The organism is Chitinophaga sp., from assembly GCF_036569125.1.
In the GTDB taxonomy this organism is placed as follows: Bacteria; Bacteroidota; Bacteroidia; order Chitinophagales; family Chitinophagaceae; genus Chitinophaga.
In genome coordinates this window covers 1-9,093 of record NZ_DATCRF010000216.1, presented here as the reverse complement: position 1 = coordinate 9,093, position 9,093 = coordinate 1, and the positions used below count along the sequence as shown (strand labels likewise).

General features: G+C 47.9%; 10 protein-coding genes. 5 read left to right on the top strand and 5 right to left on the bottom strand.

Going from position 1 to position 9,093, the window contains the following annotated elements; genetic code table 11:
• A partial coding sequence (locus VIM87_RS07695) for an MFS transporter (RefSeq protein WP_331996420.1) occupies positions 1-728 on the top strand: 728 nt, incomplete at its 5' end.
• Between the two features lie 27 nt (positions 729-755).
• Positions 756-1,775 carry a LacI family DNA-binding transcriptional regulator gene (locus tag VIM87_RS07690; protein ID WP_331996419.1) on the top strand — a complete coding sequence of 340 codons (1,020 nt, stop codon included), beginning with the start codon at positions 756-758 and terminating at the stop codon, positions 1,773-1,775.
• Positions 1,776-1,850: 75 nt separating this feature from the next.
• On the opposite strand, the gene VIM87_RS07685 is transcribed toward VIM87_RS07690, so the two are convergent.
• From VIM87_RS07685 to VIM87_RS07670, 4 genes are all read right to left on the bottom strand, one after another.
• Entirely contained in the window at positions 1,851-2,348 is a 498-nt protein-coding gene (locus tag VIM87_RS07685; RefSeq protein ID WP_331996418.1) for a DinB family protein, read from the bottom strand.
• 99 nt (positions 2,349-2,447) lie between these two features.
• On the bottom strand, positions 2,448-4,037 hold the full coding sequence (locus VIM87_RS07680; protein WP_331996417.1) for a beta-carotene 15,15'-monooxygenase: 1,590 nt from the start codon (positions 4,035-4,037) through the stop codon (positions 2,448-2,450).
• Positions 4,030-5,094, bottom strand: a complete 1,065-nt coding sequence (locus VIM87_RS07675) for an HlyD family secretion protein (protein ID WP_331996416.1) — start codon at positions 5,092-5,094, stop codon at positions 4,030-4,032. Before VIM87_RS07675 ends, VIM87_RS07680 begins: the two co-directional genes overlap by 8 nt.
• A 4-nt stretch (positions 5,095-5,098) precedes the next feature.
• Positions 5,099-6,433 carry a TolC family protein gene (locus VIM87_RS07670; protein ID WP_331996415.1) on the bottom strand — a complete coding sequence of 445 codons (1,335 nt, stop codon included), beginning with the start codon at positions 6,431-6,433 and terminating at the stop codon, positions 5,099-5,101.
• 131 nt (positions 6,434-6,564) lie between these two features.
• On the opposite strand from VIM87_RS07670, the gene VIM87_RS07665 reads away from it, so the two are divergent.
• Complete coding sequence (locus VIM87_RS07665; protein ID WP_331996414.1) at positions 6,565-7,350, top strand: AraC family transcriptional regulator; 786 nt, start codon at positions 6,565-6,567, stop codon at positions 7,348-7,350.
• On the opposite strand, the gene VIM87_RS07660 is transcribed toward VIM87_RS07665, so the two are convergent.
• Positions 7,351-7,725 (bottom strand): hypothetical protein, encoded by a 375-nt coding sequence (locus VIM87_RS07660; protein ID WP_331996413.1) that lies wholly within the window; start codon positions 7,723-7,725, stop codon positions 7,351-7,353.
• Between the two features lie 131 nt (positions 7,726-7,856).
• Between VIM87_RS07660 and VIM87_RS07655 the strand changes: the two genes are divergently transcribed.
• Together VIM87_RS07655 and VIM87_RS07650 are read left to right on the top strand one after the other, a co-directional pair.
• The gene (locus tag VIM87_RS07655) at positions 7,857-8,498 is read left to right on the top strand and encodes a sigma-70 family RNA polymerase sigma factor (RefSeq protein ID WP_331996412.1); all 642 of its coding nucleotides are present in this window, start codon (positions 7,857-7,859) and stop codon (positions 8,496-8,498) included.
• Between the two features lie 55 nt (positions 8,499-8,553).
• The coding region (locus tag VIM87_RS07650) for a tannase/feruloyl esterase family alpha/beta hydrolase (RefSeq protein WP_331996411.1) at positions 8,554-9,093 on the top strand (540 nt) is incomplete at its 3' end.

Below are 9,093 nucleotides of genomic sequence, written 5' to 3'. Positions count from 1 at the left end.
GCTATTGTATCCTGAAAGCAGGGCAGGAGCATTCCGGCGACCTGCTGGCTGTGAGGGACCTGTATATGGTGATCGGGATCGTGATCGCTTTGCTGGCGCTTGCTTTCCTGTTCATTAAAATACCTTCGCTGCATACAGCGCATGCGGTAAGCGATGGGAGTACAGGTAGTATAAAACAGCTGCTGCGGCGTAAGCACTTTGTATTTGCAGCGGTAGCACAGTTCTTTAATGTGGCGGCGCAGGGCGGCACCTGGGCTTATTTCATTAACTACGGGCACGATGTAATGGAGCTGAGTGATGAAAAGTCAGGGTATTTCTTTTCATTGAGCATGGTGATGTTGATGGCAGGGCGCTTTGCCGGTACGGCTTTAATGCGTTTTATAGCGCCGTATAAGCTGCTGGCGGTTTTTGCAGGCATGAATATCCTGATGTGTATTATCGTGGCGCAGCAGCTTGGCTGGATCTCGTTCATTGCACTGATCATGATCAATTTCTTTTTCAGCATTATGTTCCCTACCATCTTTAGCCTGGGGCTGAAGGACCTGGGAAGGCATACGCAGCAGGCTTCTTCCTTTATTGTGATGGGCGTGGTAGGCGGCGGCATTTTTCCACCGCTCATGGGGCTCATAGCGAATCATAGCGTGGCAGAGGCCTATTATCTTCCAATTGTTTGTTACCTGGTGATATTGCTTTTCGGATACAGTTATCCAAGGCTGGCTAAATTTTAATTTATTATTGATCTTAAATAACCACTTGTGAAGAAACTAAGAATCAAGGATATCGCAAAGGACCTGAGTATATCCAAGACGGCTGTATCTTTTATCCTGAACGGAAGGGCGCAGGAAAAAAGGATCAGCGGCGAGCTGGTGGAGCGTGTGGAGAAGTATATCCAGGAAGTGGGCTTCAGGCCCAGCTCTATTGCCCGTGGTTTAAGAACAGGGAAGTCGCATATCATTGGCCTGATGGTGGAAAGCATCTCCGATCCCTTCTTTGCCACCATCGCCCGTTTGATCGAGAACGAGGCTTACAAGGAAGGCTACAGGATCATTTATTGCAGTACGGATAATGATACGGAAAAAACGAAAGAGCTGATCAACGTGCTGCGCGAAAGGAACGTGGACGGCTATATTATTTCTCCGCCCCCGGGAGTGGAAAAGGAGATCAATGAGCTGATCAAAGCCGGCATGCCGGTGGTGATGTTTGACCGTTACCTGGCAAAGGTGAAAACAGATTACGTGGTGATTGATAACGAGTTCAGCGCGGAAAATGCTACCCGTTACCTGCTGAAGCAGGGTTACCGGAATATTGGGTTTATTACGTTCTCCTCAACCCTCACGCAAATGAAAGGGCGTATGAAGGGATACAGGAATGCGCTTAGAGAAGAAGGATGGAAGCCCTATGTGCTGGAAATAGATTTTACGCCGGATGAAAAAGTAATGGTGCAAACGATAAAGGATTTCCTGGCAGCGAATCCGAAGCTGGATGCCGTGCTGTTTGGCGCTGTACAGGCAGGCTCCTGCGGGCTGAAGGCCATGACACAGCTGAAGATGAAAGTGCCACAGGATCTGGCGGTGATCTCTTTTGACGACCATGATATTTTTGAGCTGTTTGCCACGCCGGTAACGGCCATCGCGCAGCCTATTGAGAAAATTGCGCACAAGGTCATCAGCCTGTTGCTGGACCGGCTGGATGCGGAGAACGGGGCAGGGGATGTAAAGGAGATTATTCTGAAAACGAGGTTAAAGGTGAGGGCATCATCGGGGGTGAAAGCTTAGTGAATGCCTTACCTTGAAATGATGCCCTACCTAAGGAAATATTGAAGGCGCTCAAATGGCGGAAAGAGAGTAGCCTTACATATACTTCATAGCCCCATATCCCAATAACCGGCGATATAATGCAATTTGCCCTATACAATTGGCTTCCCGGTACATGGAAAAAGTAACCATGTCAAAAAAGGGAAATTGCATGCCGGGCATTTCAAACATGCTGTTCAGCTTTTCATCGGTAGCTTTGGCAAGCGCTTCCCTGCAAATGGGAGCAATATATGCCCAGTCTTTTTTGTACGATTCCAGTGAAGGGTAGGTAACGCCTTCCTGGATCCCTTTATTCTCTTTAAAAAGATCGTAGGCGGCCTGTTTATGCCCGCTTGCGCCAAACATTTCAGCCAGGTCAAACCGCTGCTGCACCAGGCTTCCGGCCAGCCATGCAACATGATTGGCTTTTGTGTTCAGGCGGTTATGGGCATCTTCATCTGAGATCTCATCCAGCACATTATTAAAAAAAGGCGTTTGCAGGTCGTACAGGGCTATCATCCCCAGCATCCTGTTGCTAACTATTGCTGTTTCCATGATCTTGTAATTTAGATCCAAGGTACTCCGATCCGCACGTTTAAAGCGGGGTTAAACGCGTCAATTTTGGGGGGCGATAACGACGGAGCCATTTGCAGCTTATGCCGGGGAAAGGCTGCGTGATCTTAAATAAACTACAGTCCTGTTCAGGTAGGGAAAAAGGGCAATGAGCAGCAGCGTTCCCACGATCAGCCAGCACATCAGCTCATAGTAATCCATTGCAAACCGCAGCTGCCCCTGCCCGTTAATGCCATTCACCAATAATTTATGGGAAGCTTTTGCAGCCTGCCCATGCGGCATTCCTCTGGCGATCAGCTGCCCTGATTGTTTGTGAAAGTTTTGCCGTACCAGGGGATCAATTTTAGTCAGGTGATCCTGGAACGCGTTGTAATGCCGGCTTCTTTCAAAGAGCTCGAAATAGTTGATGATGCCAATGCTCACGCAAAAGCCCAGGTAACGTATGGCAAGGCAAATGGCTGAAGCGGAGGCGCCTAATGCTACCGGCACGGAAGAAATGGAGTAAACGATCGTGGGCACCATGATCAGTCCTACGCCAAGGCCCTGGATAAATAATGGGATAAGATAGTTGTGCTCATCGGCCTGCACATCAAAAAGAAAGAACATGCGCATATGAAATGCCAGCAGCAGCAGAAATCCCGGCAGCCATACATAACGGATCCGCTTCTTCTGAAGGATCATACAGCAGGCTATTATTACGCCTGCAACCAGGCCGGCAAGGTTAAGCAGGTTGATATACGAAACATGCATGGGATCAAAACGCAGTACCGTTGCAAAGAAGCTGTTGGTAATGCCGGAAGCAAAACGGCAGATGTACATTACAAACAGCACCAGCAGCCCTATTCTGAAATTGCGGAACCGGAGCGTGCGCAGATCAATATAGGGGCGCTTCATGGCTTTTTGCCGCAGTATATACAAAGCGGCCAGTCCGGCAATAGCTATAACGCTGTACCTTATACGCGCATCTTCCAGCCAGTAATATTCCTGCCCGTAGATCATAATGTAGCCGCTCAGGCAAAGCATAATGCTGTACAGGCTAAAGCTTTGCCAGTCCAGCTTATACAATGGGAACCGCACATTTAAGCGCACATTGTTCATGGTGAGCAGTAACAGGATCAGGCAGGGCAGGTAAGAGAACAGCGCAGCTTTATAAACAATATTGAAATTATAGGCGTCGATCAGGTCGGCGGTTACAAAATTATTGAACGGCATGGCGCACAGCAGTAATCCGAAGAACACGGAAAAGCTTACCTCTCTTGCCCGTTCGCTGTGCAGGCGGGTAAACATCAGGGCCAGGGAAAGGTTCACGGTGCTGGAGAACAGCATGCCCTGGAAAAAACGTACCGGGAACAGGATATAAAGCTCATGGCTATGATAGCATATAAAGCTGGTAAGTATTTGCAGGAAGGTGAACAGGATAAAATACTCCCGGGTAGCCAGGTAGCTGAAGAAACGGCGTTCCAGGCTGTAAAAGCCCACATAACCTGCATAAAAAAGGGCTACGGCAAATTGTATATCCGCCGGCTCGCTGCCATAATAGCCGGCTGCTGCATTGATATTGGCCAGCGGCAGAAAGAACAGCACTATGCTGGGCAGCAGCACCAGGAACAAAATGATCTTTATGAGCCATTCGGGCGCCCAGCGCCGGAATATAGGAACGGCGCTATTCATGATGCTGATCTTTGGGCCTGTAAACATTCACGTTCATGCCGGCTTTCAGCATAGCTATATCTTTCCGGTTGCCATCGATCCGGATGCGCACCGGCACACGCTGCACGATCTTTACATAGTTACCGGTAGAGTTATCAGGCGGCAGCAGCGAGAAGCTGGAACCCGTAGCGGGCGACAGTGAAATAATGGTGCCTTTAAATTGCCGGCCGGGATAAGCGTCGGCGATCACTTTCACTGAATCGCCAATGTGCATATGGCCTACCTGCGTTTCCTTGTAATTGGCTACTACCCATTTATCCGTTTCGTCATTTACAATAAAGGCAAGTGTTTCCCCTGCATCTATCATCTGGCCCACTTCCACGGTGCGCCTTCCCATGCGGCCGTTGTAAGATGCGGTGATAACCGTATAGCTTACATCCAGCTTGTGCCGGTCCAGCAGGGCTTTTAAGCGGGCAATTTCTGCGGCCACCACCACTTTTTCCGCTTTAATATCTTCTATACGGGAAGCGGCTGCATGGTAATTGTCCTGCGCGGTCTGGAAATCACTGGTGTTAACATCCAGGGTGGCCTTCATGTTTTCCAGCTGTTGTTTGGTGGCCGATTCTTCCTTATACAGCTGTTGGTAACGGTCATAGTCCAGCTGTTGTTTCCATACCTTTGCCTGGTTAGCCGTGATCTGTGCTTTGGAAGCGCTGGCCGTTTTTTCAAGGGTATGGGACATACTTTCCAGTACCTGCAGCTGCGCTTCGGATTTTTTTATAGAGGCTTCGGTTTGCTGCTGTTGCAGTATGTATTCCCGGTTGTCAATGATCAGCAGCGTATCTCCTTTTTTAACAAGCTGGTTTTCCTCGAATTTTACGGCAACAATAAAACCGCCTGCTCTTGAGATCACCGGGTTAATATATTCCTCTACCTGCGCGTCATTCGTTTGCTCGTAAGTATAATAGCCCCATAAGGTGTAAATGCCCCAAACGGTGAGTGCCAGCACAATAATGCCTGCCATCCACCCGGTAATGATCGTTATCAGCCTGTCTGTAACGGTGTATTTCTTTTTCATTGTATTATAGAACGCCTGTTATGTTTTGGAGTAAATAGTATTTGGTTTGGGCCCTGATGCGGGCTGCTGCCAGCTCAAAGCGGGTTTGCAGCACCTGCACATCTGCATCCAGCAGGTCGGTGATCAGCGAGGTTTGGTTAAAGTAGGTGTTCTTAGTGATGCGCGCATTTTCTTCTGCCTGCGCTACATTCACTTCCGCTACTCCTATCTGCACCAATGCTTCGTTATAGCGCAGCAGCGCTTCTTTCACCTGTTGCCGTACTTTATCTTCTGTATCTTTGTGGGCTTCTTCTTCCTGTTCCAGCTCCAGCTTTGCAGCCCTTACCTTATGTACATTGTGATACAGCGCTGAGATGGGAAAAGACGCTTTTATGCCGGCTATGCCAAGCGAATACCAGTAAGGGTTATAGGGATATAAAAAGATCTGCGGGTTGGCATAGTAAAAATCTCCGTACATGCCGGCTTTGGGCCGTGCATTGGCTTTTACCTGCTGCAGGTGGATCTTACTGAGCTCCGTTTGCTGTGCTGAAATATGATAATCGAAAGAATGCTGCAGGGCTTCTGCCAGGTACTGCTCATAGGAAATATGCTCATCCTGGTGAGTGTTCAGGTCAGCAGGCAGCAGGGGCCGTTCATCCGGCTCGCCCATGATAATATTGAGCTTTTGACTGGCAATGAGGATATCATTTTCAATGGTTACCAGCGTCATTTTCCGTTTGGACAGGTCAAGCTCTACGCGCAGCACATCGCTTTTAAGCACCGTTCCGTTTTTGTGGAACGCCCGGATCTCTTTGAGCTGCTTTTCCTGGTCGGCAATATCCTGTGTGATCAGGTTTCGGAAAATAAGGGATTGCTGCAGCTCCAGGTACAGCGCTGCGGTTTTATAATGTATATCTGAAACAGCCTGGTCTTTTTTGATCAAACTGATCTGGTGCAGTGTTTTGTCCTCTTCTATTTTTAGATTGAGCTTATTGCCATTATAGAGGTTCAGGTAAAAGTCGGCGCCTACCCGGTACAGCGTGTGAATAACCTCATGCTGGGTAGGGGCGGAAAACAACCCGTGTTCATAAATGGGAATATTGGTGGCTTTTTCTGCACTGCCCATGATACCCAGTTCGGGATAGCGTTCTGCCCGGGCATCCCGGGTTTCTTCATCTGCTGCCTGGGCAGCTTTTCTTTTGATCTCGATCAGGCGGCTGTGCGCTTCTGCTTTTCGCCAGGCTTCCGGCAGGGAGATCCTTAGTGTGTCATTTGCAGCAGGGATAGCTTGTCCATAGGCGGGATAGGCATAACCTGCAAATAACAAACCGGCTAAAAATGTACTTATTCTGCGGCTCATAATTTCTGGACGCAAAAGTATTAAGCGGATGCATGTCATGTTTCCCTTAAAAAGACAATCTTTACATCATTCCGGCCAATTTATATTTACCTTTGTGGGGGCAGATAAAAGCCGCTGCCCGGACATATAATATGGGATTGATCGCCGCCCTGCCGGAAATTGACAAGCAGAAGAACAGCGTGTTCGTGATGCACGAGAAATCGGAAAAGCTCATCCCCCTGCATAAGCATACCAAAGGACAGCTAAGCTATGTGGAAGGGGGGATTGCCTATATTACCATTGATTACCGCACCTATGTAGTGCCGGCCAGGCATTATTTCTGGATCCCGCAGGGTATGGAGCATATTCTGCGTATCGGTTATTCGGCAACGGTGCTCCGGTCGCTGTATTTCTATGCGCAGGAGGATGGGGCAAATCCCTTTTATGGTAAGCTGGGTATTTATCCTGCCAGTGAGCTATTGATCCAGATGATCAATTATACCGAACGCTGGGACGGCCGGCATGTAAGTAATAAGGATGAGAATTTTGAGTTCCTGGTTGCGCTGAAAAACATTTTGCCGCAGCTGAATAATAAAGCACTGCCCATTATCCTGCCGACAACGGATAATGAGCAGATGCAAAAGATCATCCGGTACCTGGAAAAAAATATGGGGGAGCGGCTTACCCTGAAAAGCGTGAGCAGCCGCTTTAATATCAGTGAACGTTCTATGTCGCGGCTCTTCCAGTCAACCATCCAGCTGTCCTTTTTGCAGTTCCTCAAAACTATTCGCATGGTAAAGGCCATAGAAATGATCCTGAAAACGCAGAAGCCCATCAGCGATATTGCGTATGAGGTAGGCTATTTCACCATCAGCTCTTTCAGCGATGCTTTCCAGGAGTTCACCCAATCACGCCCCACTGATTTCCGGAGGAAATAATTATTGGGTACTAACGGTCTGCATTTTAGTGAGCTGAGCCAGGGAGTATGCGCCTATTGCCATTACCAGGTCGCGCACGGCTACATCGAAATAATTACCGCCGAGGATCAGCTGCAGGGCAATACAGATCAGCCAGGCCATTACAACATAGGCGCCGATGAGTGGCCGTACCAGCACAAGGATCCCGGCAATGATCTCAATAATCCCTACCATTTTCATAAAGGTCATAAGGTCAAAAGGGATCATGCTTTTGTTATTGCCGAGGTAGTCAACCCAATTGGTCAGCAAATTGGTAAATTTGTCCAGCCCTGCTACGATCGGTACAAGACCGAAGGTGAGCTTTAAGGTGCTTTGGAACTGTTTGATAGTTGCCATGATAAATTAATTTTGATACACCTTTTAGAGCAATGACATCTTAAAAGGTTACAAAATTTTTTAGATACTGCAGGGCTGAAGATTTTTTCTCAAAAAATGTAACCTTTTAAGGATGATTTCATCTAAATGATATGACAGGTCAACCGGGTACTATATCGAACTCCATGTCCGACGAGGAGCTTATTGCAAGGGTCCTTGCGGGTGAAAAGCGGCTTTTTGAGCTGCTCATAAGAAAGTATAACCAGCGATTGTACCGGATAGGCATGTCTATCCTGGAAATTGAGGCAGAAGCGGAAGATGCGATGCAAACGGCTTATATCAATGCCTATGAAAACCTGCCCCGCTTTGAGCAGCGTTCCTCATTTGGCACCTGGCTAACCAGGATCATGCTGAACCAGTGTTATGAGCAGAAACGGAAAAGTATGCGTGTGCTTTCCAATCTTGAACAACCAGATAATTTCATAAGTATGAGAACACCGGCCAATGAATTAGATAATAAGGAGCTGAGTCACGTGCTGGAACAGGCCATTGCGCAGCTGCCGGAAAAATACCGCCTTGTTTTCGTGCTGCGGGAAATGGAGGATCTGTCTGTAAGGGAAACATCCGCCGTTTTAAATATTGAAGAACCGAATGTAAAGGTGCGTTTGAACAGGGCTAAAACAATGTTGCGCGAAAACTTGACGGGTTATCTGAAAGAGCGTGTTTACAATTTCCACCTGAGCCGTTGTGATAAGATCGTAAATAATGTGATGCAGCATTTGGGGATTGTGTGAAAAATTAGAGGGATGATCTTTATCTTCAATAAATATTGGATAAAACAATTTTATTGTGAGATCAACCTTTATCATTGCTTTTATAATCGGGGCAACCTTGCTGAAGTTAAATACTGTAAGCGCACAAGGGATTGAGGACCTTCGGCAAAAGATCATTGCATTAGGAATACCCGGGTTAACCATAACAGCTATTCAATACGTGGATTCCGGATCTTACCAGCCGGCTGCAGCTGCAAAAGCACTGGACGGGCTGCCCGCATTTTGCCTGGTATCAGCCATCCTTAAACCAACGCCGGTATCAAACATCAGGATAGAGGTATGGATGCCGCGCAACCGCTGGAACGGCCGTTTCCTGGGAACCGGTAATGGCGGAAGCGCCGGCAGTATTGTTTATGATAAGCTGGCACAGGGATTAAGAAAAGGGTTTGCAACCGCTAATACGGATATGGGTACATCGCCCCATGTAGATTCAGCCATCGGCCAGCCGGAGCGTTGGGTCGATTTCGGATACCGCTCCACTCATTTAATGACGGTGGTATCCAAACAGATCCTGGAAGCCTATTATGGTAAAGCAGCGCACCATGCTTATTTTATG